This is a genomic window from Brevundimonas sp. (assembly GCF_029945885.1).
In the GTDB taxonomy this organism is placed as follows: domain Bacteria; phylum Pseudomonadota; class Alphaproteobacteria; order Caulobacterales; family Caulobacteraceae; genus Brevundimonas.
This window is the reverse complement of the sequence record NZ_JAQSDK010000037.1, coordinates 92,252-116,088: the sequence shown is the minus strand read 5'-3', so window position 1 is coordinate 116,088 and position 23,837 is coordinate 92,252. Positions and strand designations below refer to the sequence as shown.

Sequence of the window (23,837 nt, the reverse complement as noted above, 5' to 3'; positions counted from 1 at the left end):
GGGGTCGCGTCAAGAATCAGCAATAATCTTGCCGTATTCGGATTGTGACGCGCAAAATTGGCACAATTGTTGTGCGATTGGCTCAGGTCGCCTAGGGTCCTTCCTTGCACTGCAGTAGGATTGTCGATCTTGGCCGACGCCAACCAGAAATTTGTCGTGGTTGCCCATGCCGGGCCGGCCAAGGTTCCGGCGGCGCAGCGCGTGGGCGATTTCGGCGAGATCTATGCGGCCTTCCAGGAGGCCGCGGCCCAGGGGCAGTCCAGTCGCTGCGCCCAGTGCGGCGTCCCCTTCTGCCAGTCGGGCTGCCCGCTGGAGAACAACATCCCCGACTGGTTGCGGCTGGCCGCCGAGGGGCGGGAACAGGAGGCCTGGCACCAGGCCGAGGCCACCAGCACCATGCCCGAGATCTGTGGCCGCATCTGCCCGCAGGACCGGCTGTGCGAGGGGGCCTGCACCCTGGAACAGGCGGGTTGGGAGACCGTGACCATCGGTTCGGTCGAGAAATATCTGGGCGACCTGGCCTTCGAGAACGGCTGGGTCACGCCGGTACGGCCGCTCGTCGAGCGCGGATTGTCGGTCGGTATTGTCGGCGCGGGACCGGCCGGTCTGGCCGCCGCCGACCGGCTGCGCAGCGCCGGCTATGGAGTCACCGTCTATGACCGTCATGATCGGGCCGGCGGCCTGCTGACCTACGGGATCCCCGGCTTCAAACTGGAGAAGCCGGTGGTGCAGCGGCGCGTCGACCGGCTGGTCGAGGGCGGGGTCCAGTTCCGGCTCGGGGTCGAGATCGGCACCGACATGGAATTCGCCGACCTGCGCGGGAGCCATGACGCCGTCCTGATCGCCACCGGCGTCTACCAGGCCAAACGCCTGTCCGTGCCCGGCTGTGGCTCGGGCGGAGTCACGGCGGCACTCGACTATCTGATCGCCTCCAACCGCAAGGGGCTGGGTGACGCTGTTCCGGCCTTTGATGACGGTTCGCTCAATGCGGGGGGCAAACGGGTGGTTGTGATTGGCGGCGGGGACACGGCCATGGACTGTGTGCGCACGGCCGTGCGCCAGGGTGCGACCTCGGTCACCTGCCTGTATCGCCGCGACCGCGAAAACATGCCCGGCAGCGCCCGCGAGGTGACCAATGCCGAGGAAGAGGGCGTGGTCTTTGAATGGCTGGCCGCACCCCGGGCCGTGCTCGGCGACGCCGGTCGCGTGACCGGCGTGCGGGCCAATCGCATGGCCCTGGCCGTGCAGGGGGGCGACGGGCGCTGGAGTGTCGAGCCGGTGCCCGGCGGTGAGTTCGACCTGTCCGCGGACATGGTCATCGAGGCCCTGGGCTTTGACGCCGAGGACATTCCCGCCCGGTTCTCGGCCCCGGACCTGGCCGTCACCGACTGGCGCACGATCTGGACGGCAGGGGCCACCAAGGCGACGACTGTCGAAGGCGTCTTCGCCGCTGGCGACATCGTGCGGGGCGCGTCGCTGGTGGTCTGGGCCGTCCGCGACGGTCAGGACGCCGCGGCGGAAATCGATACATGGCTGACCAGCCGGAAGCAGGCTGCGGCATGACCTTCGATCCTCAACACTATCTGGCCGAGCGCCAGCGCCTGATCGACGCCCAGGCCTATGATCCGGCGTCCGAGCGCGATGCCTGTGGCGTCGGCCTGGTGGCCGCGATCGACGGCCAGCCCCGCCGGGAAGTCGTCGAACTGGCGCTGAAGGCGCTGAAGGCGGTCTGGCATCGCGGCGCGGTCGACGCGGACGGCAAGTCGGGCGACGGGGCCGGCATCCTGATCGGCCTGCCGCGCGCCTTCTTCGAACAACAGGTCCGCGACGCGGGCCAGACTCCCCGACCGGGACCGATTGTCGTCGGCATGGTCTTCCTGCCGCGTATCGACCTGGGAGCCCAGGAGCGGGCCCGGACCATTGTCGAGAGCGAGGTCCTGACGGCCGGCTTCTATCTGTACGGCTGGCGCCAGGTGCCGCACCGGGCCGAGGTCCTGGGCGAACGCGCTGCCGCGACCCGTCCCGAGATCGAACAGATCATGGTCAGTCCGCCCGAGGGGCTGGACGGCGAAGCCCTTGAACGTGCCCTCTACATCCTGCGGCGACGCATCGAGAAACGCACCCAGGTGCGCGGCCTGACGGACTTCTACATCTGCTCCCTGTCGGCCCGGTCGGTCATCTACAAGGGCATGATGCTGGCCGAGGCCCTGGGCGATTTCTACGCCGACCTGACCGACCCGCGGGTCGAGGCCAATGTCGCCCTGTTCCACCAGCGCTATTCGACCAACACCTTCCCCGAATGGCGGCTGGCCCAGCCGTTCCGCATGCTGGCCCACAACGGCGAGATCAACACCCTGCGCGGCAATGCCAACTGGATGCGCAGCCATGAGATCGGCATGACGGCCGAGGCCTTCGGGGCCGATGACGCGACGGTCAAGCCGGTGATCCAGTCCAGTGGTTCGGACTCGGCCGCGCTGGACAATGTCTTTGAGGTGCTGGTCCGTGCCGGGCGTCCGGCCCCGATGGTCAAGGCCCTGCTGATGCCCGAGGCCCCGGTCGACGGGGTGATCTCCGATGATCACCGGGCGCTCTATGCCTATTGCAATGCCGTGATGGAGCCTTGGGACGGACCGGCCGCCATCTGCGCCACCGACGGCCGCTGGGTCGTCGCCGGCAAGGACCGCAACGGCCTGCGTCCGCTGCGGGCGGCCGAGACCGTCGACGGCCTGCTGATCTGCGGTTCCGAGGTCGGTATGGCGGGCATCGATGACGAACGGATCGCCCGGCGGCTGCACATCGGACCGGGGCGGATGATCTCGATCGATCTCGAGGCCGGGCGCTTCTACGATGAGGCCGAGACCATCGACCGGCTGGCGGCGGCCCTGCCGTATCGCGACTGGCTGTCGAACATGGTGCAGCTTGATCCCCTGGTCGGTCCGGGGGATGAGCCCCGCCGACTGACGGGCGAGGCCCTGACCCGGTTCCAGGCGGCCGTGGGCTGGACCCAGGAAGATATCGACACCGTGCTGGATCCGATGGCGGGTTCGGGCAAGGAGCCTGTCGCCTCGATGGGCGACGATACGCCGCCGGCGGTGCTGTCGACCCAGGATCGGCCCTTCAGCCACTATTTCCGCCAGGCCTTCGCCCAGGTCACCAATCCGCCGATCGATCCCCTGCGTGAAGCCGGGGCCATGAGTCTGCGCACCCGGTTCAAGAACCTCGGCAACATCCTGGCCCAGGACGAGACCCAGACCCGGGTCTTCGTGCTCGACAGTCCGGTCCTGACCACCGGCATGTACGAGCGGATGCTCGATGTCGTCGGGGCCGGCGCGACCACCGAGATCGACTGCACCTTCGCGGTGCCGGCGGCCGGGGTTCCGGCCGGACAGACCCTGAAGGCGGCGCTGGACCGGATCCGCGACGAGGCCGTGGCCGCGGTCCGCGGCGGCTCGGCCCTGGTCGTGCTGACTGATGTGGCGGCCGGACCCGGGCGACCGTTGATCCCGATGATCCTGGCCACGGCGGCGGTGCATTCGCGGCTGGTGGATGCGGGACTGCGTGCCGTCGTCTCGATTGTCGTGCGGTCGGCCGAGGCCATCGACGCCCATGCCTTCGCCGTCCTGGTCGGGTGCGGGGCCACGGCGGTCAACGCCTGGCTGGCGCAGGAAAGCTTCCTCGAACGTCTGGACGGGGGCCGCTATCCCGGACTGTCGTTGCGTGAGGCCTGTCTGAACCACAAGGCGGCGACCGAGGCCGGACTGATGAAGATCCTGGCCAAGAAGGGCATCTCCGTCATTTCCGCCTATCGCGGGGCCTGTGAGTTCGAGGCCCTGGGCCTGTCGCGGGCCCTGGCCGCTGAATTCTTCCCCGGCATGACGTCGCGGATCTCGGGCATCGGCCTGGCGGGGATCGAGGCCCAGGCCGTGCGCAAGACGGCGCGCGGCTTCGCCGCCCCGGCCCCCCGTCTCCGGATCGGCGGGGCGCATCGTATCCGGGCCGGGGAGGAGACCCACGGCTGGGACGCCGAACAGATTCACCGGCTGCAGGACGCCACCACGCGCGGCGACTACAAACGCTACAAGGCCTACAGCCGCCGTACGCGCGAGATCCCCTCGACCGCCCTGCGCGATCTGCTGGACTTCCGCGAGGCGACACCGATCCCGATGGAGGAGGTCGAGAGCGTCAATGAGCTGCGCAAGCGGTTCCTGACGCCGGGCATGTCGCTGGGGGCCCTGTCGCCCGAGGCACACGAGACCCTGAATATCGCGATGAACCGCATTGGGGCCCGGTCGGTCTCGGGCGAGGGCGGCGAGGATCCGGAGCGCTACAAGGCCCGTCCGAACGGCGACAATCCCAACAGCGCCATCAAACAGATCGCCTCGGGCCGGTTCGGCGTCACCGCCGAATATCTGAACCAGTGCCGCGAGATCGAGATCAAGGTGGCCCAGGGAGCCAAGCCCGGCGAGGGCGGTCAGCTGCCGGCCTTCAAGGTCACCGAATTCATCGCCCGGATGCGCCATTCGACGCCCGGCGTCGCCCTGATCTCGCCGCCGCCGCACCACGACGTCTATTCGATCGAGGATCTGGCCCAGCTGATCTACGATCTGAAACAGATCAATCCGGACGCCCGGGTGACGGTCAAACTGGTGTCGTCGTCCGGCATCGGCGCGGTGGCCGCCGGCGTGGCCAAGGCCAAGGCCGATGTCATCCTGATTTCCGGCCACAACGGCGGCACCGGGGCCTCGACCCTGGGCTCGATCAAACACGCGGGCATGCCGTGGGAAACCGGCCTGTCCGAGGCCCATCAGGTGCTCAGCCTCAACGGATTGCGTGGCCATGTGCGGCTGCGCACCGACGGCGGCATCCGCACCGGTCGCGACGTGGTCATCGGGGCCCTGCTGGGGGCCGAGGAGTTCGGTATCGGCACCGCCAGCCTGGTCGCGGTCGGCTGTCTGATGGTGCGGCAGTGCCACTCCAACACCTGCCCGGTCGGCGTCTGCGTCCAGGATGAGCGGCTGCGCGCCCTGTTCACCGGCACGGCCGAGAAGGTGGTCAATCTGTTCAGCTTCATCGCCGAGGAAACCCGCGAGATCCTGGCCTCGCTCGGCCTGCGCTCGCTGGACGAGGCCGTCGGTCGCACCGACCTGCTGCGTCAGGTCTCGCGCGGCGGGGCCCATCTGGACGACCTCGACCTGAATCCGCTGCTGGTCCGGGTCGGCGAGTCCGGTAACGGCCGCCCGGCCACCGCCCCCCGCAACGCCGTGGCCGATTCGCTGGACGCCCGCATCGAACTGGACGCCGCCCCCTTCCTCGATCGGCGCGAGAAGATGCAGCTGACCTATGCGGTGCGGAACACCCAGCGGGCCATCGGCACCCGTATGTCGTCCCATATCGTGCGCCGGTTCGGCGACAGCCTGCCCGAGGGGCTGCTGACCCTGAACCTGCGCGGGGCAGCGGGTCAGTCGCTGGCCGCCTGGGGGATGAAGGGGCTGCGCATCGAACTTGACGGCGAGGCCAATGACTATGTCGGCAAGGGCCTGTCCGGTGCCACCATCGTCGTGCGCCCGCCCGCCTGGGTCGAGGGCGAAGCCCTGATCGGCAATACCTGCCTGTACGGCGGCACCTCGGGCACCCTGTTCGCGGCCGGGGCGGCCGGTGAACGTTTTGCCGTTCGCAACTCCGGTGTCACGGCCGTGGTCGAGGGCTGTGGTGCCCATGGCTGCGAATATATGACCGGCGGCACCGTGGCGGTCCTGGGCCGGATCGGCTGGAATTTCGGGGCCGGCATGTCGGGGGGGGAGGCCTTTGTCCTCCACGCCGGCACGCCGATCGACGCCCGGCTGAACGACGAATCGGTCGCGGCCGGCCCCGTCGTCGGGGCCGCCGCGGCCCGGCTGCGGGCCCTGGTCGAGGCCCATGCCGCCGCGACCCGCTCGCCGCTCGCCCGGCGATTGCTCGAGAGCTGGCCGCAGTCTGTGCTGCAGTTTTCGCGGATATCGCCGCGGCAGACCCAGGTTGCCGTGGCCCAGAAGCGGGCCTGACCGGCTTTCCCGACAGGACGACAACCGGCCAAACAGGGACTCAACCTGGAAGGAAGAACTCATATATGGTCGGGGCGGGCGCAACGCGCCGGGTCCGGCTGCGGACGCGGCGGCCTGGCAGGGGGAGCTGGCGCAATGTCGTATGAGGCGGGACTGTCCGGTGAGGAGCCGGCGGTCGGGGACACCGGGGATCTGTCGAACGATGACCGCCGATCGCCGCTGACGCCGCGCCAGGAGGAATGTCTGCGTCTGTCGGCCAATATGACGGACAAGGAGATGGCCCGCGTCCTTGGTATTTCGCCCAAGACCGTCAGTCTGCACATCTCGGAATCGATGCGTCGCCTCGGCGTCAGCTCCCGCCGGGCGGCCCGCGTCAGGCTAGGGGAAAATCCCCTATGGGTGTCGCCCCCGATGGCGGATCGGCCGGCCTTGCGTCCAGCTGGACCGGTCGGTGCCGGAGACGTTCCGGATCAGCCGCCGGGCTTCTATCGGCCGCCCCCGTCGGGCGGTGTGAACACGTCGGCCATTATCGGGGCCTTCGCGGTTCTGGGGGCACTGGTGATCCTGATCTTCCTCCTGCTGTTCGGCTACCGTCTGCTTTAGGCGGCCGAGCCACCGACCTTGTATCGGCCGGACCCGTCCGGCGCAGGAGGCCGGAAGCATGGATCAGGATCAGTTCGGGCGCGAACTCGCAGACAGCCTCTATGCGGCGGAACGCGCGGTTGATCTCGCGGTCGCCGCCCTGTGCGACCTTGGCGCGATCATGGTTCGGGGGCGGCTTCAGCACGGCATCAGCGCGGTCGTCGGTCAGGTTGCCCTGGCCGATGTGATGGCTGCCCTGCCGCTGATCACCCGGGGCCGCGACCGGCTGGTCCGGGCTCACCGGAACCTGACCCGCGATGCCCGGGCCATGCGGATCGACTGGACCGACTGCCGGGGTGGCCCCGAGACCAAGCCGCCGCCGGACGACGGCGATGTGCCGCTGCTTCCCCAGCGGCTGCACCGGGTCGCTTGACGGAGATGTCGCATGCGCCGACCACTGTCACATGCTTCTAGACATCCTGCCCCTGGTCGAGACGCCGGCTCAGGCGATCTACTGGGGCATCACCTACGTCATCTGCGGTCTGGTCTGGTGGCGTGGCGACCGGCCCGAACGCACGGGCGTCCTGCTGGTCCTCGCCAATTTCGTGGCCAGTGGCCTGGTCGACCAGTATTTCTGGGGCCGGGTGACCTGGGGGGTGATGACCGCCGACGGGCTTCTGTTCGCCGCCTTCTATCAGCTGGCCCTTCGCTGGTCGCGCTGGTGGGTCCGGGCGGCGGCGGCCTTCGCCCTGCTGGGCTTCCTGTCCCATTTTGCGGCCATGCTGGACGCCTCCATCCTGTGGCGCGCCTATGTGACGCTGCGCTGGTTGATCAGCGCCGGTATCCTGCTGGCCCTGGTTGCGGGGGCGGTCGAAGCCCCGATGGCCCGCCGGTACCAGCTGTGGCGGACCCGCTCGCTCGCCTGAGCCGGGTTCACCCCGCCCCTTCACCGTCCCAGTTCATCCCGGTCGCCGACCGGCTTTCCACGGAGCGTCCCCATGTCCCTGATGAGCTTTGAATCCGCCTCGCGCCTGTGGCTGGATCTCGCCGATGCCGAAGACCCGGGTGCCGGCGACGATGCCTATGACCGCGCCGAACAGCTGATCCTCGAACATCGCCCGCGCAATGATCATGAGGCGGTCCTGATCGCCGAGGTCCTGGCCGAGAGCATCCTCGGCGGGGAGCGCTCGGACGGACGGGATGTGGTGGCCGCCCGCAATCTGCAGGTCTGGATCGGCCGCGGCCTGACCGGGGAGGTCGTCCCCACGGCCGCCCGCACCCTGGCCCGCGTCGCGGCCCGCGTCGCGGCCTGATCAGCCGCGCAGGCCCAGCGGACCCAGCAGCCAGGTCAGGGCGATGCCGATGGTCAGATAGACGCCGAACGGCATCCGGTCGGTCCCGGCGATCCGGCGACCGGTCAGCAGTCCCGCCACGACGACGCTGAGGCCGCCGACCGAGGCCCAGATCAACACACTGGGCAGGCCGATCCAGCCGACCCAGGCCCCGCCTGCGGCCAGCAGGATCGGATCGCCGCCGCCGAGGCCCTCGCGATGGCGCAGCCGTCGATAGACGGCCCCCACAGTCCACAGGACCCCGAACCCGGCCAGGATCCCGATCACAGGTTCGCTCCAGCCCGTCGGATCCAGCCAGAGACGGGCGGCCAGTCCGCTGACCAGAAGCGGCAGCGTCACCTGATCGGGAAGCCAGAAATTCTCGCCGTCGATGATGGCGATCAGCAGCAGCTGCCATCCCAGCAGGGCGGTGATCGCCGCCGTGGTCAGGTCCGGCTGGCTGAGCGCAGCGCCGATGCCGATCAGGCCACATCCGGCCTCGATCAGCGGATAGCGGATCGGGATGGGCGCGCCGCAATCCTGGCAGCGTCCGCGCGCGATCAGCCAGCTGACCAGCGGAACCAGACGCCACGGGGGCAGGGGACGACCACAGCCGCCGCAGCGCGACCGTCCGGCCACGATCCCTTCGCCGCGCGGCAGGCGCAGGCTGACCAGGCCGATGAAACTGCCGAAGATGAGACCCAGCCCACCGAGAAGGAATGCAGAGATCGCTGGCGTCACAGGCGGCCCTTTCGTCGGTCGCGCTTAGGCGGCGGTGCCGGGCAAGGCAAGGCCTGAACCGGCCCCGGTGACAGGCAGGCGTCGCCGTTTCATGACGGTTGCGCCGTATCAGGATGGTGTTTCATCGAACCGCGAAAACAACTTCACACAAGCGCGCCGGAACCGTCACCTTTCGGCGGCTGCGATGTCACATCCGCCTTCTAGTGAGGCCGTGGACGGGCGGGGGCGAATGTCGTCGTGATCGGGACCGAGCGTTCCGGTCCCACCTGTCGTGAGTTCCTTTGACCAGAACACGGTGGAAAACGATGACCGGCTTCAAACTGAAAACCCTGCTCGCGGTTTCCGCCTGCGCCCTGACTGTTGCGGCCTGCGGGTCCGCCGAGGTTGCCTCGCCCGGCGAGGGTGATTTCGGCACCGGCACCGGTGGCGGCACCGGTGGCGGCACCGGTGGCGGCACCGGAACGGCGGCGGTCGATTGCCCGACCGGCTTCTCCAATGTCGGCACCATCGCCTCGAACACCCTGCGGGTGTGCCAGCTGCCGCAGCAGATCCTCGGCAACCTGACGGTACCGCTGCGGGCCGGCACCATCTATTCGATCAGCGGTCGTACCGAGGTCGGCACCGATCGCGGTATCGACCCGGCTGCGCCGTTGGCCGGCAGCGCCCAGGGCATCCTGACCGTCGAGCCGGGCGTCACCGTCTTCGCTTCGAGCGGCGGCGACTACCTGCTGGTCAACCGTGGCTCGCAGCTGTTCGCCGAGGGCACCTCGACCACCCCGATCATCTTCACCAGCCGGCAGAACGTCGAAGGCACCACCACCCTGGAATCCCAGGGCCAGTGGGGCGGCATCGTTCTCGCCGGCCGCGCACCGCAGGCCAACTGCCAGCTGACCGCCCCGGTCACCTGCACCGGCCAGGTCGAGGGCACGAGCGCCTTCTTCGGCGGCAACACCCCGACCGACAGCTCGGGCCGCCTGAAGTATGTCCAGATCAAATATTCGGGCTTTGAGATCTCGACCGGCAACGAGCTCCAGGCTCTGACCCTGGCCGGCGTCGGCTCGGGCACCACCATTGAATATGTCCAGTCCTACAACAGCTCCGACGACGGCATCGAGATCTTCGGCGGCTTCGTCAATCTGAAGCATATCGTTATCAACGGTGCTGACGACGACGGCCTGGACACCGACACCGGCTGGCGCGGGGGTGCCCAGTTCGGCATCGTCACCCAGCGGGCCCCGAACTCCACCAGCCGCAGCGCCGGCTTCGAGTTCTCGTCGGCTCCGGCGGCCACGCCGCTGGCCTCGCGCTACATCTCGCAGCCGAAGATCGCCAACTGGACCCTGGTCGGTCGCAACTCGCCGACGGACGCCCACACGGTCGCCCATTTCGACACCGGCACCAAGCCGACCGTGATCAACTCGGTCTTCACCAACGTCGCCGGTTCGGCCTCGGGTTGCCTGGCCATCAACGACGCCGACACCCTGACCAGCTTCCCGACGTTCAACTCGGTCTTCATGTCCTGCGGCATCTCCTACCGTCCGGCGAATGTCGCGGCCTCCACCACCGTCTTCACGGCGGGCACGAACAACACCGCCGCGGGAACCTCGACCCTGACGGCCCCGGCCACGGGCGTGACCCTCACCAATACGGTGCTGACCTTCATTAACGGTGCCAACGAGACGGCAGTCACCCCGGTTAACGCGCCGGCCGTCCACGGTGGCTTTGTCCTGACCACCTATATCGGTGCCGTCCAGAACGCCGCCGACACCTGGTACCAGGGCTGGACCTGCGGCCTGACCGCCGGAAAGACCTGCTGATTACGGGAGCACGGCGGCGGCCCTTCGGGGCCGCCGCCGACCTTCACGTTTCCCGTTGACCCCTTCAAGGCGCAGATCATGATCAAATCCTACCTCACCCTGAGCGGGGTCCTTCTGGCCAGCAGTGCGCTGATCGCGCCCGCCACGGCCATGGCCCAGACCCAGACCCAGCCCCAGGACGCGGTTCCCGCGGCCGAGGCCCCGATAGACCAGACATCCACTGTCGATGAGGTGGTCGTTCTCGGCCGTTACATCCCCGAGCCCAATCGCGAGAGTTCCGAGGTTGCGGCCTTCCTGACCAATGAAGACCTGCAGAGGACGGGCGACAGCAACGCCGCCGCCGCCCTGACGCGCGTGACCGGCCTGTCCGTGGTCGAGGGCCGTTTCGTCTATGTCCGCGGTCTCGGTGAACGCTATTCGTCGGCCCTGCTGAACGGGTCGCCCCTGCCCAGTCCGGAGCCGCTGCAGCGGGTCGTGCCGCTGGACCTGTTCCCGTCCAGCATCCTTGACGGTGTCACCGTCCAGAAGACCTGGTCCGCCAACCTGCCCGGCGAGTTCGGCGGTGGCGTGATCGATCTGCGCACCGTCGACGCACCCAACTCGCCCTTCCTCAACATCGAGGCCTCGACCGGCGGCAATACGGAAACGACCGGCAAGGACGGCCTGATCTATTTCGGATCGCGCACCGACTTCACCGGCTTCGACGACGGCACCCGCGATGTGCCGGATTCGATCGCCGCCGCCTTCGCCTCGGGCGAGCAGATCAACGGGGCCAACTACACCGCCACCGAACTGCAGCAGATGGGGCATTCCCTGGTCAACGCGCCGCTGCGCCTGCTCCAGCGCGACACCATTCCCGCCGATCTCGGCTTCAAGGTTTCGGGCGGCAACGCCTATGAGACCGGTCTGGGCACGCTCGGTGTGATCGGCGTGGCCAGCTACAGCAACAGCTGGGACACCCGCCAGGCCGTGCAGCAGGAAGGCCAGTTTTCCGGGGCCGTCCTGGTTCCGGTCAGCGACAAGGTCGTGGATTCGACCAGCAATGACATCCAGCTGAACTTCCTCGGTGGCCTGTCCATTTCGGGCGAAAACAACGAACTGAAGTGGACGAATTTCTACGTTCGCAACACGACCAAGGAAGCCCGTTCGCGCGCCGGTACCGACTTCGACGCCGGTGGCGCGGTCGTGCGCGACGACCATACGGAATGGTTTGTCCGTCAGCTGTTCACCACCCAGCTGGCCGGCTCGCACACCCTGATGGATGGCGACCTGCAGGTCGACTGGCGCGCCTCCTACGCGACGACCTCGCGCGATGCGCCGTATGAGAGCCGCTTCGTCTATGGCGTCGATGCCGGCGGTAACTTCATCCATAACGTCCAGGGCAATCTGATCTCGTTCAGTGAGTTGAACGACGACGTCCTGTCGGGCGGGGCGGACGTCAGCTATACGCTGCCGCTGTCGGATTTCCGTGAAGCGGTATTCAGCGCCGGCTTCGCCATCCTCGACAACACCCGCGACGCCGAACGCCGCGACCTGCAGTTCGCGGCCGTCGGTTCCCTGAGTGTGGATCAGCGGGAATCGCGGGTCGACTATTTGTTTTCGGACTTCAACATCAACCCGACGACGCTGGAATTGCGAGAAGTCACCGGCGGCAACGGGGCCAGCGCCTATGACGCCAGCCTGAAGGTCAACGCCCTCTATGCGATGGTCGACGCCGAAATCGTCCCGCTGGTGCGGACCACGGTCGGTCTGCGCTTCGAGGACGGCGAGCAGACTGTTGTTCCGCGCGACGTGTTCGGCGGCTCCGCGCCGTACCAGGCGACCCGGATCGAGGAGCAGTACTATCTGCCGTCGTTTACGGCGACCTGGAATTTCGCCGAGGATCAGCAGGCCCGGTTCGGCATCTCCCAGACCATTGGTCGTCCCCAGTTCCGCGAACTGGCACCCCAGTCCTATACGGATCCTGACAGCGACAGGACCTTCATCGGCAACCCCTATCTGGTGGACACCGAGATCCTGAACATCGATGCCCGCTACGAATGGTATTTCGCGCGTCAGCAGTATGTGACGGCGGGTCTGTTCTACAAGGATCTCGACAAGCCGGTGGAGTCGATCATCACCGACGTCGGCAACCAGCGTCAGCAGAGCTTCCTGAACGCGCCCCAGGCCACGATTTTCGGAGCCGAGGTCGAGTTCAAGAAATTCTTCGAGTTCATCGACTCGCCGTCGCCCTTCATCGCCAACAAGCGCTGGTTGATCCAGGCCAACTACACATGGTCGGACTCCGAGGTTCGGGTTGGGGTCGCCGACACCGTCCTGTCGCTGGGTGGAGCCGGCACGCCGGAACAGGCGTCCTTCTTCATCGCGGACGGAAGCCGGCTCCAGGGCCAGTCCGAACATGTGGTCAACGCCCAGTTCGGTTGGGAAGACGACACGGCCCGCTCGCAGGCGACGATCATCGTCAACTACGTCAGCGAACGGATCACGGCGCGGGGTGCCGGGGCTGCGGGCAGCCGCGAGCCTGACTACATCCAAGACCCGGGTGTCTTCCTCGACTTCGTCTATCGCAAGGATTTCACCGCGATGGACCGCGACTTCGGTTTCGCGCTCGAACTGCGCAACCTGCTGCAGACCGGGTTCGACGAATATCAGGAGCTGGGCAACAAGATCCTGATCAACAACTACGACCTCGGATCCAGCGCCTCGGTCAGCCTGACCGCCCGCTTCTGATCCCTCTCTGCCGGGGGTCGGTCCCAGCGACCGGCCCCCGGTTTTGAGCGGTTTACTCCGTGAACGGATGGACTGTCTTCTTAGTTTGTCCGGGGTGTCATGCGGCCGTGAGGCCGGGTCCGGACGATTGGTCTAAGAGCGTCCCTGGCCCCTGGGGTCGTGTCGGGCGTGTTCACCTTGATCGGCTTTCTTCGCACTCTCAATTTATCGGCGGGACAGGTATCGGGTGCGCTCCGTACGCGCCCGCGGCAGCTGCGGACAGCGCTTGAACTGACCCTGGCCCTGGCCCTGCTGGTCCAGTCCGGGCGACTGGTCTGGACCCTGGTCCAGCCCGGTCCGGCCGTGCCGGCCGCCGTCGTCGCCGTGCCCGCCACGGCCGTCGACGTCTCCATCTTCCAGCGTTTCGACGCCTTCTTCCGCACCGGCGGCCGCAGCAGCCTGGCTGAGGATACCGCCGCCGGCAGCAGTCAGATGCGGCTGTTCGGGGTCCGCGCCGGCGGGCCGGGGGGCGGCTCAGCCATCATCGGTTTCGCCGACGGCCATCAGATCTCGGTCGGTCTCGGCGAGCCGGTCGAGCCTGGGCTGATCCTGCAGTCCGTGGGGCCGGACCATGTCACCCTCGCGCGTGGTGCCTCGGTCACCCGTCTGGACTTCGCCGAGGCCCCGATGGGGGCCGCTCCGCCGCCGCCGCCGCCGCCGGGCCCCCAGGTCGTGAGCCCGACCCCGACCGCCGTCGTCGCCCCGACCGGGCCGATCGTCGACCCCGGCCCGCTGATGGGGGCCTTGCGGCCCCGGCTGCAGGGGCTGGGCATGAATGGCTTCACCATTGCCGAGGGGGCTGATCGTTCGGCCCTCGCCGCCGCCGGCCTCCAGCCCGGGGACGTGATCCTGTCCGTCAATGACACCGACCTGACCGGCCCGGCCCAGCTCGCCACCCTCCGCCGCCAGCTTTCCAGCGCCACCAGTGCCCGCATCCGTTTCGAACGGGACGGGGCGGTGCAGACGACGACCATAAGGACCGGCCCGTGAACCGATTGACCCGATGCGCCGTCTCCGCGGTCCTGGCCCTGACCCTCGCCGGACCGGCCCTGATGGCCCCCGCCAGCGTCCTGGCCCAGACCGCCGGACGCCAGACCCTGAATGTCCAGGGGGCTGACATCCGCGCCTTTATCCAGGACGTGGCCCGTACCACCGGCCGCACCTTTATCGTCGACCCCGCCGTCAGCGGCACGGTGACCGTGACCAGCGACCGGCCACTGGGCCGCACCGAACTGTTCGAGGTCTTCCTGTCGACCCTGAGGGCCAACGGCCTGGTGGTCACCCCGACCGGCTCGGGGGCCTATCGCATCAGTCCGGCAGGGGGCGCAGCCCAGGGACCGTCGACGGTCGGCAATGAGCGGTTCTCGACCGAGGTCTTCCAGCTGCGCAACATCGACGCCGCCTCTGCCGCCGAGACCATCCGCCCGCTGGTCGGGGCCCAGGGGCAGGTCCTGCCCAACCCGGCTGGCAACAGCCTGGTGGTCGCGGACTTCGCCGACAACCTGGTGCGCATCCGCGCCCTGATCGGCCGAATCGATGTCGATCGCGCCAGCTATGAGGTCATCACCCTCGAGAATTCCTCGGCCCGCGAGATCGCTGCCGTCCTGCAGTCGGTGCTGGCCCCGCCCGGCGGCCAGCCGGGGCAGGGCATGGTGTCGGTGACGCCGGTCGACAGCTCCAACTCCATCATCCTGCGCGGCGATCCGGCCGCGGTAGCCCGCGTGCGTCCGCTGGTCGAGGACCTGGACCAGCGGGCCCGCTCGGCCGACGACGTCAAGGTCATCTTCCTGCAGCATGCCAATGCCGAACAGCTGTTGCCCGTGCTGCAGCAGATCGTCGGCCAGCCGGTCACCGCCGCCAGCGCCCATGCCACGCCGGGGGGCGAGGTCGCGACCCCGGTCACCGCCGTCACGGCTGATCCGGTTCCCGGCCAGCGCGCCACCATTGCCCGTTTCCCCGGGGCCAATGCCCTGGTGGTCTCGGCCTCGGCCGACACCCAGCGCATGCTGGCCGAGGTCATCCGGCAGCTGGATCAGCGCCGCCAGCAGGTGCTCATCGAGGCCATCGTCGTCGAACTGTCCGACACCGCCGTGCGCGAGCTGGGGGTCCAGTGGCTGCTGGCCGGCCAGGACGGCAGCCCGATCGGCCTGACCAACTATTCCAACAGTGCCACCCCCCTGCTGCCGGTCGCCGGCGGGGCCGCGGCCACCACCCTGGCCAGCGATGATCCGCTGCGCGAACAGTTGCAGAGTCTCGCGGTCAACAGCCTGCTGGGGGCCAACGGTTTCGTCGGCGGCGGCGGTGGCAGCCTCGGCAACGGCCTGTTCGGCTTCATCATCAATGCCGCCAAGACGGATGCCGGCTCCAACCTGCTGCAGACCCCGTCGCTGATGACCCTCGACAATGAGGAGGCCACGATCCTCGTCGGGCAGGAGGTGCCGATCACGACCGGCGAGGCCCTGCTGGACGGCAACTCCAACCCCTTCCGTACGACCCAGCGCCAGGACATCGGCGTCAAGCTGGTGGTCCGGCCCCAGATCAATGCCGGCGGCTCGATCACCCTGTTCCTGCGTCAGGAGGTGTCCAGCATCAACGGTATCCTCAGCGGCAGCGCCAATGATCTGGTCCTGAACAAGCGCGAACTGGAAACCACCCTGGTGGTCGACGACGGCGACATCGCCGTGGCCGGCGGCCTGCTGGACCAGAACGACAGGCTCTCGGTCGACAAGGTGCCCGGGCTCGGCGACCTGCCCGGCATCGGGGGGCTGTTCCGCTCCAGCAGCCACCAGCGCGGGCGCACCAATCTGATGGTCTTCATCCGCCCGACCATCATCCGCAGCCCGGATGACGCCCAGGCCCTGACGGCCGACCGCTGGGGCTATATGCGCCGGCAGCAGCAGAGCGCCCTGCCGGACCAGGAGGCCAGCCTCGACGAGATGCTGCGCGACTATATGCGCACCCAGCCCCCGGTCGCTCCGGATCGGGCCGTGACCGCACCAGCGGGCGTTGTCGACGGTACGCCCCTGTCCTCGGTGGCCGCCCCCGTGCCGCAGGACTGAGACCATGATCGTCCTCGTCAATCCAACCCTGCCCTATGGCTTCGCCAAGCGACACGGCGTCGTGCTGCTGGACGCCGGCGAGGTGGCCCGGGTCGGGCTGCGGGACGGGGCCGACGCGGGGGCCCTGGTCGAGACCCGGCGCGCGCTCGGGCGGCCGCTGACCGTCGAACATCTCAGCCAGGCCGCGTTCGATCGCCACCTGTCCGAGGTCTATGCCGGCGACCATCTGAACGCGACCGGCGGCGATGGCGATCTGGATATGCCGTCCGGTCTGGACAGCCTGATCGACGACATGCCCGCCGCCGCCGACCTGCTCGACACCGCCGACGACGCGCCGGTGATCCGGCTGATCAACGGCATCATCGCCGAGGCGGTCCGCGCCGGGGCCTCGGACATCCATCTTGAGCCCTTCGACCGGGCCCTGACCGTGCGTATGCGGGTCGACGGCGTGCTGCGCGAGGCCCTGAGCCTCAACCCGCGTATCACCCCGCTGCTGGTGTCGCGCATCAAGGTCATGGCGCGCCTCGACATCGCCGAGAAACGGGTTCCCCAGGACGGCCGTATCTCCCTGGCGCTCGGTGGCAAGTCGCTGGACGTGCGGGTCTCGACCCTGCCGTCGCGCGCCGGCGAGCGGGTGGTGCTGCGTATTCTCGACAAGGACCAGGCCGACCTGAAGCTGGAGCAGCTGGGCATGGCCCCCGGCGTGCTCGACGCCTTCCGCGCCGCCCTGTCCGAACCGAACGGCATCATCCTCGTCACCGGCCCGACCGGTTCGGGCAAGACCACCAGCCTCTATGCCGGCCTGTCGCTGCTGAACGACGCCACCCGCAATATCCTGACGGTCGAGGACCCGGTCGAATATGCGATCGACGGCGTCGGCCAGACCCAGGTCAACACCAGGGTCGGCATGACTTTCGCCGCCGGCCTGCGCGCCATCCTGCGTCAGGATCCGGACGTGGTCATGGTCGGCGAGATCCGCGACGTCGAGACGGCCCGCATCGCGGTCCAGGCCGCCCTCACCGGCCATCTGGTGCTGTCGACCGTCCACACCAATGACGCCGTCGGGGCCGTGACCCGGCTGCGCGACATGGGGGTCGAACCCTTCCTGCTGGCCTCGACCCTGCGGCTGATCGTGGCCCAGCGGCTGGTGCGACGGCTGTGTGGTGATTGCCGTCGGCCCGAGCCCGCCGACGCGGCCACCGCCCGAATGGTCGGGGTCCCTGTTGGCGCGACCGTCTGGCGGCCGCACGGCTGTGCCCGTTGCAACCAGACCGGCTATGTCGGCCGGGTCGGCCTGTATGAGGCCATCCGCGTCGATGACCGCATCCGCCGCCTGATCGCGGCCGAGGCGGATGAACAGGCCATTGCCGCCGTCGCCTTCGACAAGGCCGACACCCTGTCCCACAGCGCCCGGACCCTGGTGCTGGACGGCGTCACCTCGGTCGAGGAGGCGGTGCGGGTCACGCGGCAGGAGACGGCCGAGGTGCCGGACGCGCCCGCGCCGCTCCGGCTCGGGGTGCCGGCCTGATGGCGGCGTTCGACTATGTCGCCGCCGACGCCTCGGGGCGGACGGTGTCCGGCGTGCTGACCGCCGCCGACGAGGCCGCGGCGCGGGGGTTGCTGGATCGTCGGCGCCTGATGCCGCTCGAGATCACTCCCGCGCGCGGCGCGGCCCAGCGCGCCGAACTGGCCCTGCGTCCCGGCCGCCTCAGCGCCAAGGCCCTGGCCCTGACCACCCGGCAACTGGCTACGCTCGTCTCGGTCGCCCCGATCGAGGAGGCGCTGCGCACCATAGCCCTGCAGGCGGACAGTCCCCGGGTCCGGGCCATTCTCAACGCCGTCCATGCGGGGGTGATGGAAGGCCGTCGCCTGTCCGAGGCCATGTCCCGCCAGGGGCCGGCCTTTCCGCCCCTGTACTGCGCCATGGTCTCGGCCGGCGAGACCTCGGGGGCCCTGGCCCCCATCCTCGAACGTCTGGCTGACGGCCTTGAGCGCGATGAACAGGTGCGCGGCAAGGTGGTCACCGCCCTGGTCTATCCGATCGTCCTCGCCGTGGTGGCCCTGGGGGTGATCGGGGCCCTGATGACCTTCGTCGTGCCCAAGGTGGTCGACCAGTTCGACAGCATGCACCAGACCCTGCCGCTGCTGACCCGGCTGGTGATCGGCCTGTCGGACCTGATGCGGAACTGGGGCTGGCTGCTGGCCGTGGTTCTGGTGCTGGGCGGTCTGGCCGCCGCCGCCGCCCTGCGCGATCCCAAGACGCGGCTGAAGGCCGACACCCTGCTGTTGAACCTCCCGCTGGTCGGCCGTCTGACGCGCGACCTGCACGGCGCGAAGATGGCCCGGACCCTGGCGACGATGATCGCGGCCGGCCTGCCGGTTCTGGAGGGGCTGACCATCACGGCCCGCACGGTGTCGAACCGGGCCCTGCGCCAGGCGACCGAGACCATGGCCGACGCCGTGCGCGAGGGCGGCGGGTTGTCGGCGGCCATGCGCCGCGCCGATGTCTTCCCCTCGATCCTCGTCTACATGACCGCCTCGGGCGAGAGCAGCGGTCGGCTGGAGCCGATGCTCGAACGCGCTTCCGACTATCTGGACCGCGAGTTCGCCACCTTCACCGCCGTGATGCTCAGCCTGCTGGAGCCGGCGATCATCGTGGTCATGGGCGGGGTGGTCGCCCTGATCGTCCTGTCGATCCTGCTGCCCATTCTTCAGATCAACACCCTGGCGATGGGGTGAGGAGCAACGTGATGTCATTCAGCTCAATCGTTCGCCGCGTGGCGGCCCACGGCGTCAGGGCGGCCCGCCTCGTCGCCGGACGTGCCTCCCTGCGTTCGACGCGACGGGTTCGCACCCGGAATGGGGCTCAAGCAGCGCGCGACCGCGTCGCGAGCGCTAGCGCCCAACCGTGTCCTCAAGCCGTGAGCCGCCGCGCGGCGAACGTCAGGACCCAGAGGCGAGAAGGTTTCACCCTGGTCGAGTTGATGGTGGTCATCGTCATCATCGGCCTGCTGGCCACCGTCGTGGCGCTGAATGTCCTGCCCAGCCAGGACAAGGCCATGGTCGGCAAGGCCCGGGCCGACATCTCGACCCTGGAACAGGCGCTGGAAACCTATCGTCTCGACAATCTGGTCTTCCCCGACGACCGCCAGGGCCTGCAGGCCCTCGTCGCCGCACCCGCCGGCCTGACCCGGCCCGAACGCTATCGTCAGGGTGGCTATGTCCGGCGCCTGCCCGAGGACCCCTGGGGCAATCCCTACCAGTACCGGCGCCAGAGCGCCCACGGCGGTCAGTTCGACGTCTTCTCCTACGGGGCGGACGGCAAGGAGGGGGGCGAGGACAATGACGCGGATCTCGGCAACTGGCAGAATTGAGGGTCTTTGGGGCGCTGGCGCTCGCCGCGCGGCGGTTCGCTGCCTGAGCGCGCTGGGTGCCAATCCGGGCCCACCGGCGGGGGAGGGCCTGCGCACCAATCGCGCTCATGCAGCGCCGCGCCGCGCGCGGCGCGATAGCGCCCAAACAAGAGCCGGCTTCACCCTCGTTGAGCTGATGATGACGGTGGCCATCATCGGTCTGGCGGCGGGGGCGGTCATGCTGACCGTGCCCGATCCCCGGCCGCCGGTCGGGGCCGAGGCGGAACGGTTCGCCGCCCGCCTGACCCGCGCCCGCGAGGAGGCCGTGCTGGCCAATCGGGTCGTGGCGGTCGAGGCCGATGCCGCCGGCTATCAGTTCTCGACCTATGACGGCCTGCACTGGTCGCCGCTGACGGAGGGACCGTTTCGGGATGAGACCTGGCGGGACGGTACGACCATGACAGCGGGCATGACCCCGGTGCGGGTGGTGTTCGATCCAACCGGTATCGCCGATCCGGCCCGGATCACGCTCAGTCGTGCCGATCGCGCGGTGGTGGTCACGGTCGACGGGGCCGGCGAGGTCGTGATCCATGACTGACCGGCCCGGCTTCACCCTGGTCGAGGTGCTCGTCGCCCTGGCCGTGTTCAGCCTGGCGGCCCTGGCCCTGCTGAACCTGTCAGGCGAGAACACCCGCTCTGCCGCCCGGGTCGAAACCCGGACCCTGGCCGGGGTGGTGGCCGAGAATGTCGGTATCGAGGCGGTGATCGCCCCGGGGCTGGCCGACGGTGAGACCGCGGGTGAGACCGGGATGGCCGGTCGCACCTGGCGCTGGACCCGGGTGGTCACCGGAACCGACGATCCCGGCCTGCAGCGGATCGAGGTCCGGGTCTCGACCGACGAGGGACAGGTCTCGGACCGCACCCTGTTCCGGACCCGCGGCTGATGCGCGCCCGTCGTCCCGGCTTCACCCTGGTCGAGGTGCTGGTCGCCCTGCTGATCTTTGCCCTGATCGCCGCCGCCGGGGCGGCGGTGCTCAGCCTGTCAATCGACAATCGCTTCGCCATACGGGCGGCCTCGGACCGCACCGCCGCCTTCCAGCGCACCCGCGCCCTGCTGCAGGCCGATCTCGGCCAGGCCACGGCGCGCCGCACCCGTGGCCCGACCGGCCGCCCCCGCCCGCAACCGATCAGCGGGGCCCTGGTGCCCGGAGAGCCGGTGCTGGTCCTGACGCGCGCCGGCTGGAGCAATCCGGGGCAACAGGCGCGGGCCTCACTGCAGCGGGTCGAATACAGTCTCGTGGACGGGCGTCTCGAGCGTCGCGTCTCGCCCCGCCTGGACGGGGCCCGGGCCGGTGTGCCGCAGATCCTGTATCGCGGGGTGAGCGACCTCAGCGTCGCCTTCATCCAGAACGGCCAGGACGCGCCCGGCTTCATCACCACCGCTGAACGGCCGCTGCCGGACGCGGTGCGGGTGACGATGACGCTCGACGGCTATGGCCCGGTCAGCCAGATCTTCCTGGTCGGGAGTGGACGATGAGCGGCCGCGTCCGGTCGCGCGCGCGCCGCGAGGGCATGGCCCTGCTGACCGTCCTGCTGCTGGTCGCCGTGATGTCGGTGATCGCTGTGGCCGTGCTGGACGATGTGCGGTTCTCGGTCCGCCGGGCGGCCAATGCCGAGACCGGCAGCCAGGCCCGCTGGTACGCCGCCGGGGCCGAGCTGCTGGCCCGCCGCCAGGTGACCCGCCTGCTGCAGGCCGATCCGGTGCGCACGCCGCTCGATCCCCAGTGGAACGGTCGTATCCTGAGTTTTCCGATCGAGGCCGGGACCCTCAGTGCCGTGGTCCGCGACGGCCAGGCCTGTTTCAACCTGAACAGCGTCGTCGACGGGGTTGGCGAGGACCTGATCGCCAATCCCGACCAGGCCGCCCGTCTCGTCGCCCTCGGTCAGGCGGTCGGCGTGCCCGAAAGCCGGATGCGGCCCGTCGCCGCCGCCCTGGTCGACTGGCTCGACGCCGACGCCACCACCGGCCCCCTCGGAGCCGAGGACGGGGCCTATGCCGGTCTGGCCGTTCCCTACCGCACCGGCGGGGTGATGCTGGCCGAGGTCAGCGAGCTGCGCGCGGTGCGTGGCGTCGATGCCGACCTCTACCGCCGGCTGCGGCCCCTGGTGTGTGCCCTGCCGACCACCCGCCCCTCGGTCCTCAATGTGAATACCCTGACCGTCGACCAGGCTCCGCTGCTGGAAATGCTGGGGGAGGGGCGGATCAGCCCGGCCATGGCCCGCGCGGCCATCCTCGCCCGTCCGCGCGACGGCTGGACCGACGCCACGGCCTTCTGGCGCCAGTCGGCCCTGTCCGGCGTGACCCCGTCGTCGGCGGCCGTCGAGCAGGTCGGCGTCCTGACCCGCTTCTTCAATCTGCGCGTCGATGTCGACTATGGCGGCATACACGCGGTTCGCACGGCCCTCCTGTACGCCCGTCCCTCGGGCGAGGTGGTGACCGTGATCCAACGCTGGACCCTCGACGAATGAGCCTGACCCGCCTGATCCTCATCCCCGCGCTCGGCAATGAGCCGGCCCCCTATCTGGTCGTCGACGCCGGCGGCACGGTGCACGAACGCGGCCATCTGCTGCCGGACGCCGCCGCGATCCCGCCGACCCTTCACACCGTCGCCGTGGTTCCGGGCACCGATGTAATGGCGCGCTGGCTCGACCTGCCGTCCGGCGGGCCCGCCCAGGTACGGGCCGCCGCCCTCTGGGCCCTGCGCGACAGCCTCGCCGCTCCGGCCGACCGTCTGTCCGTCACCCTCGCCCCCCCGGGACCCGCCGGCGAGCCGCGTCTGGTCCTGGTCGTCAACCAGGCCCTGCTGTCGGCCTGGACCGACTATCTCGATGCCCTCGGAGTCCGTGCCGATGTCCTGGTTCCGGACATGATGACCCTGCCGGTTCCCGCCGCCGATGACGCCCTGAGCATGGTCGCCTTCGGGCCCAGCCTGGCCCTGCGCGGCCACCGGTTCGCCGTCGCCGTCCAGCCGGACCTGCTCGACCTGGTCCGGGGGGACCGGCGGGTCGAGCCGATCGAGAGCGAGCCCGCGCTCGAGCGCGCCCTGGTCGCCGCCGCCCTCAATCCGCCGGTCAACCTTCTGGCGGGGGTCGATCGCGACGGGAGCCGGGGGGCCGGCGGCTGGCGTCGGGCGGCACTGCTGGCGGCGGTGCTGCTGATCTCGCCCCTGGTCCTGACCCTGGCAACGGCGGCCCGCGATGATCTGGCCGCCCGCCGGATCGAGGCTGGAACCCGGGACCTGATCCGCACCCGCCTGCCGGACCTGGCCGCGAGCACCGATCCGGTGGCCGAGATCAACCGTCGCCTCGAGGTCGCGGCACCGCCCGGCGGACTTACCGCCGCCGCCGCCGCCCTGTTCACCGCCGTCGAGGGCGTCGAGGGGGCCGAACTCGATAGTTTCGTCGCCGACCCCGAGACCGGGGTACGCGCCACCGTCAGCTATCCGGCCTATCAGGACCTGGACAGTCTGCGCGCCGCCATGGCTGCAGCCGGCATGCGACTGGACGATACCAGCACCGTCGACGACGGCGGCCGCGTCGTCAGCGAAATCCTGATCGGAGCTCCGGCATGACCGCCTTCCATCTTCCCCTTCGCCCGTGGTGGGACGGACGCACCCGTCGCGAACAGGGGCTGCTGGCCGTGATGCTGGTCATCCTTCTGGCTCTGTTGCTGTGGCTGGGTGTGGTGCGTCCGGCCTGGACCTGGCGCGCGGCCGCGGCCGACCACCGCCTGCAGGCGATATCCGACCGGGTTCGGGTCGAGGCGGGTGTGCGCCTTCTGGCGAGCCCGGAGGCCGTCGTCGTCACCTCGCCCGCCGGCATCCAGCCTGTCGTTGTCGAAACCGCCGAGGCTGCCGGGCTCACGCTGACCACGGCCATGGACGCCTCCGGCGACCTGGGATTCCGCGCGTCCTCGGCCTCCAGCGCTGCCCTGTTCGGCTGGCTCGCCGACCTCAGGGCCAGCCACGGGATCGAGACCATCCGCCTGGCCGTGGTCGAGAATGCCGATGCGACCCTCGCCGTCGAGGGGGCCCTGGCTCCGGCTTCCGGCGCTCGCTGAACGGCCCGTTTTGGCGAGACAAAA

The 23,837-nt window shown here is 69.3% G+C and carries 20 protein-coding genes; 19 read left to right on the top strand and 1 reads right to left on the bottom strand.

Annotated elements, in window-relative coordinates:
- Nucleotides 1–129 precede the first annotated feature (129 nt).
- The 6 genes from PSV00_RS13560 (at nucleotide 130) to PSV00_RS13535 (ending at nucleotide 7,936) form a co-directional block, all read left to right on the top strand.
- Nucleotides 130–1,563 carry an NAD(P)-dependent oxidoreductase gene (locus tag PSV00_RS13560; protein WP_300448153.1) on the top strand — a complete coding sequence of 478 codons (1,434 nt, stop codon included), beginning with the start codon at nucleotides 130–132 and terminating at the stop codon, nucleotides 1,561–1,563.
- Complete coding sequence (gene gltB / locus PSV00_RS13555; RefSeq protein ID WP_300448959.1) at nucleotides 1,560–6,041, top strand: glutamate synthase large subunit; 4,482 nt, start codon at nucleotides 1,560–1,562, stop codon at nucleotides 6,039–6,041. Before PSV00_RS13560 ends, gltB begins: the two co-directional genes overlap by 4 nt.
- 135 nt (nucleotides 6,042–6,176) lie before the next feature.
- The gene (locus tag PSV00_RS13550) at nucleotides 6,177–6,644 is read left to right on the top strand and encodes a helix-turn-helix transcriptional regulator (protein ID WP_300448151.1); all 468 of its coding nucleotides are present in this window, start codon (nucleotides 6,177–6,179) and stop codon (nucleotides 6,642–6,644) included.
- Between the two features lie 58 nt (nucleotides 6,645–6,702).
- On the top strand, nucleotides 6,703–7,056 hold the full coding sequence (locus PSV00_RS13545; RefSeq protein WP_300448149.1) for a hypothetical protein: 354 nt from the start codon (nucleotides 6,703–6,705) through the stop codon (nucleotides 7,054–7,056).
- A 31-nt stretch (nucleotides 7,057–7,087) separates the two neighbouring features.
- On the top strand, nucleotides 7,088–7,549 hold the full coding sequence (locus PSV00_RS13540; protein ID WP_300448148.1) for a hypothetical protein: 462 nt from the start codon (nucleotides 7,088–7,090) through the stop codon (nucleotides 7,547–7,549).
- A gap of 72 nt (nucleotides 7,550–7,621) precedes the next feature.
- The gene (locus PSV00_RS13535) at nucleotides 7,622–7,936 is read left to right on the top strand and encodes a hypothetical protein (protein ID WP_300448147.1); all 315 of its coding nucleotides are present in this window, start codon (nucleotides 7,622–7,624) and stop codon (nucleotides 7,934–7,936) included.
- On the opposite strand, the gene PSV00_RS13530 is transcribed toward PSV00_RS13535, so the two are convergent.
- Nucleotides 7,937–8,695: an A24 family peptidase gene (locus tag PSV00_RS13530; RefSeq protein WP_300448146.1), complete on the bottom strand. Its 759-nt coding sequence runs from the start codon at nucleotides 8,693–8,695 to the stop codon at nucleotides 7,937–7,939.
- Nucleotides 8,696–9,000: 305 nt separating this feature from the next.
- On the opposite strand from PSV00_RS13530, the gene PSV00_RS13525 reads away from it, so the two are divergent.
- From PSV00_RS13525 to gspM, 13 genes are all read left to right on the top strand, one after another.
- Nucleotides 9,001–10,512, top strand: a complete 1,512-nt coding sequence (locus PSV00_RS13525; RefSeq protein ID WP_300448145.1) for a hypothetical protein — start codon at nucleotides 9,001–9,003, stop codon at nucleotides 10,510–10,512.
- Nucleotides 10,513–10,590: 78 nt separating this feature from the next.
- Nucleotides 10,591–13,242, top strand: a complete 2,652-nt coding sequence (locus PSV00_RS13520; RefSeq protein ID WP_300448144.1) for a TonB-dependent receptor — start codon at nucleotides 10,591–10,593, stop codon at nucleotides 13,240–13,242.
- 168 nt (nucleotides 13,243–13,410) lie between these two features.
- The gene (locus tag PSV00_RS13515) at nucleotides 13,411–14,271 is read left to right on the top strand and encodes a type II secretion system protein N (protein ID WP_300448142.1); all 861 of its coding nucleotides are present in this window, start codon (nucleotides 13,411–13,413) and stop codon (nucleotides 14,269–14,271) included.
- Nucleotides 14,268–16,340 carry a type II secretion system secretin GspD gene (gspD, locus tag PSV00_RS13510; protein ID WP_300448140.1) on the top strand — a complete coding sequence of 691 codons (2,073 nt, stop codon included), beginning with the start codon at nucleotides 14,268–14,270 and terminating at the stop codon, nucleotides 16,338–16,340. Before PSV00_RS13515 ends, gspD begins: the two co-directional genes overlap by 4 nt.
- A 4-nt stretch (nucleotides 16,341–16,344) precedes the next feature.
- Entirely contained in the window at nucleotides 16,345–17,868 is a 1,524-nt protein-coding gene (gspE, locus tag PSV00_RS13505) for a type II secretion system ATPase GspE (RefSeq protein ID WP_300448138.1), read from the top strand.
- A complete protein-coding gene (gspF, locus tag PSV00_RS13500) occupies nucleotides 17,868–19,079 on the top strand; it encodes a type II secretion system inner membrane protein GspF (RefSeq protein ID WP_300448135.1) in 1,212 nt (403 codons plus the stop codon). Before gspE ends, gspF begins: the two co-directional genes overlap by 1 nt.
- A 182-nt stretch (nucleotides 19,080–19,261) precedes the next feature.
- Nucleotides 19,262–19,714: a type II secretion system major pseudopilin GspG gene (gspG, locus tag PSV00_RS13495; protein ID WP_300448132.1), complete on the top strand. Its 453-nt coding sequence runs from the start codon at nucleotides 19,262–19,264 to the stop codon at nucleotides 19,712–19,714.
- The gene (locus PSV00_RS13490) at nucleotides 19,683–20,291 is read left to right on the top strand and encodes a GspH/FimT family pseudopilin (RefSeq protein ID WP_300448130.1); all 609 of its coding nucleotides are present in this window, start codon (nucleotides 19,683–19,685) and stop codon (nucleotides 20,289–20,291) included. The genes gspG and PSV00_RS13490 overlap by 32 nt, the downstream gene beginning before the upstream one ends.
- Complete coding sequence (gene gspI, locus PSV00_RS13485) at nucleotides 20,284–20,637, top strand: type II secretion system minor pseudopilin GspI (RefSeq protein ID WP_300448128.1); 354 nt, start codon at nucleotides 20,284–20,286, stop codon at nucleotides 20,635–20,637. Before PSV00_RS13490 ends, gspI begins: the two co-directional genes overlap by 8 nt.
- Nucleotides 20,637–21,230, top strand: coding sequence for a type II secretion system minor pseudopilin GspJ (gene gspJ, locus PSV00_RS13480; RefSeq protein WP_300448125.1), 594 nt, complete (start codon nucleotides 20,637–20,639; stop codon nucleotides 21,228–21,230). The genes gspI and gspJ overlap by 1 nt, the downstream gene beginning before the upstream one ends.
- A complete protein-coding gene (gspK, locus tag PSV00_RS13475) occupies nucleotides 21,227–22,222 on the top strand; it encodes a type II secretion system minor pseudopilin GspK (RefSeq protein WP_300448122.1) in 996 nt (331 codons plus the stop codon). Before gspJ ends, gspK begins: the two co-directional genes overlap by 4 nt.
- Complete coding sequence (gene gspL / locus PSV00_RS13470; protein ID WP_300448119.1) at nucleotides 22,219–23,325, top strand: type II secretion system protein GspL; 1,107 nt, start codon at nucleotides 22,219–22,221, stop codon at nucleotides 23,323–23,325. The genes gspK and gspL overlap by 4 nt, the downstream gene beginning before the upstream one ends.
- Entirely contained in the window at nucleotides 23,322–23,813 is a 492-nt protein-coding gene (gene gspM / locus PSV00_RS13465) for a type II secretion system protein GspM (protein WP_300448116.1), read from the top strand. The genes gspL and gspM overlap by 4 nt, the downstream gene beginning before the upstream one ends.
- The last annotated feature ends 24 nt before the right edge of the window (nucleotides 23,814–23,837 follow it).

What these genes read in the sequence shown, in the direction of transcription:
- gltB (WP_300448959.1), top strand. Translation starts at nt 1,560, where the DNA reads ATGACCTTCGATCCTCAACACTATCTGGCCGAGCGCCAGCGCCTGATC.
- PSV00_RS13550 (WP_300448151.1), top strand. Translation starts at nt 6,177, where the DNA reads ATGTCGTATGAGGCGGGACTGTCCGGTGAGGAGCCGGCGGTCGGGGAC.
- PSV00_RS13545 (WP_300448149.1), top strand. Translation starts at nt 6,703, where the DNA reads ATGGATCAGGATCAGTTCGGGCGCGAACTCGCAGACAGCCTCTATGCG.
- PSV00_RS13540 (WP_300448148.1), top strand. Translation starts at nt 7,088, where the DNA reads ATGCTTCTAGACATCCTGCCCCTGGTCGAGACGCCGGCTCAGGCGATC.
- PSV00_RS13535 (WP_300448147.1), top strand. Translation starts at nt 7,622, where the DNA reads ATGTCCCTGATGAGCTTTGAATCCGCCTCGCGCCTGTGGCTGGATCTC.
- PSV00_RS13525 (WP_300448145.1), top strand. Translation starts at nt 9,001, where the DNA reads ATGACCGGCTTCAAACTGAAAACCCTGCTCGCGGTTTCCGCCTGCGCC.
- PSV00_RS13520 (WP_300448144.1), top strand. Translation starts at nt 10,591, where the DNA reads ATGATCAAATCCTACCTCACCCTGAGCGGGGTCCTTCTGGCCAGCAGT.
- gspE (WP_300448138.1), top strand. Translation starts at nt 16,345, where the DNA reads ATGATCGTCCTCGTCAATCCAACCCTGCCCTATGGCTTCGCCAAGCGA.
- gspF (WP_300448135.1), top strand. Translation starts at nt 17,868, where the DNA reads ATGGCGGCGTTCGACTATGTCGCCGCCGACGCCTCGGGGCGGACGGTG.
- PSV00_RS13490 (WP_300448130.1), top strand. Translation starts at nt 19,683, where the DNA reads ATGACGCGGATCTCGGCAACTGGCAGAATTGAGGGTCTTTGGGGCGCT.
- gspI (WP_300448128.1), top strand. Translation starts at nt 20,284, where the DNA reads ATGACTGACCGGCCCGGCTTCACCCTGGTCGAGGTGCTCGTCGCCCTG.
- gspJ (WP_300448125.1), top strand. Translation starts at nt 20,637, where the DNA reads ATGCGCGCCCGTCGTCCCGGCTTCACCCTGGTCGAGGTGCTGGTCGCC.
- gspK (WP_300448122.1), top strand. Translation starts at nt 21,227, where the DNA reads ATGAGCGGCCGCGTCCGGTCGCGCGCGCGCCGCGAGGGCATGGCCCTG.
- gspL (WP_300448119.1), top strand. Translation starts at nt 22,219, where the DNA reads ATGAGCCTGACCCGCCTGATCCTCATCCCCGCGCTCGGCAATGAGCCG.
- gspM (WP_300448116.1), top strand. Translation starts at nt 23,322, where the DNA reads ATGACCGCCTTCCATCTTCCCCTTCGCCCGTGGTGGGACGGACGCACC.